Origin of the sequence: Paraburkholderia sp. SIMBA_054, from assembly GCF_046534875.1 — a bacterium.
Classification (GTDB): domain Bacteria; phylum Pseudomonadota; class Gammaproteobacteria; order Burkholderiales; family Burkholderiaceae; genus Paraburkholderia; species Paraburkholderia hospita.
In genome coordinates this window covers 1-343 of record NZ_JAWRXV010000404.1, presented here as the reverse complement: position 1 = coordinate 343, position 343 = coordinate 1, and the positions used below count along the sequence as shown (strand labels likewise).

Sequence of the window (343 nt, the reverse complement as noted above, 5' to 3'; positions counted from 1 at the left end):
GCAACGTCGGCATGGGCAAGGCCGCCGCCGCACTGGCCAAACTGCTGGGCGCTTTCGTCACGCTGTCGGTGCCGAATATCCGCGTCGTCGGCGTCGAGCAATTGCGCGTCGCGCTCGGCGCACAGGACGACAGCGAATTGCGGCCGGTGCGCCAGGCGTTTCAATCCGACATATCCGGCGAGGCGATCGTGCTGGTCGGCAAGGACGGTCAGCGCGAACTGCAACAACTGATGGGTCATGACGTCGGCGAGCCCGACACTGAAGTCGAAGTGTTGTGCGACATCACGAACCTGCTGGTCGGCGCCTGCGTGCAAAGCGTGTTCGAGCAGTTGGGGCGGCACAT

Annotated in this window: 1 pseudogene; it reads left to right on the top strand. The window is 64.4% G+C overall.

Going from position 1 to position 343, the window contains the following annotated elements:
* Positions 1-343 (top strand): annotated as a pseudogene (locus SB822_RS55670) (chemotaxis protein CheC); the annotation flags it as partial.